The organism is Falsihalocynthiibacter sp. S25ZX9 (genome assembly GCF_041205405.1).
Taxonomy (GTDB): Bacteria; Pseudomonadota; Alphaproteobacteria; order Rhodobacterales; family Rhodobacteraceae; genus Falsihalocynthiibacter; species Falsihalocynthiibacter arcticus.
The window spans coordinates 1-274 of sequence record NZ_JBGFCD010000381.1; the positions used below are offsets into that span (position 1 = coordinate 1).

Sequence of the window (274 nt, forward strand, 5' to 3'; positions counted from 1 at the left end):
ATTTGGTTGGAGCCGAACGACGACCCTAAAAAGAAGTTAAAATATGGGTGGCGATTAGTCGAGCATAGTGACTGAAACTTCACTGGAATTGACACGGGTCGGGCAAATCGGATCGTCGCGGAAGCGTTGCTGGCCAAGAAAATTGCGCCGCTATTGGTGTATGGAAATATCCGCTCGTAAGTAAAATATGGCACGGGATCGCGGGTCGATTTTCTGCTTACAGGCGAAGCGCCAGATTGTTATCTTGAAGTCAAGTCCGCGACTCTAATGCGCG

1 pseudogene is annotated in these 274 nt (G+C 49.3%); it reads left to right on the forward strand.

Features of this window, described 5'->3' with window-relative positions:
- Nucleotides 1-274, forward strand: a pseudogene (locus tag AB9F29_RS22670) (DNA/RNA nuclease SfsA); the annotation flags it as partial.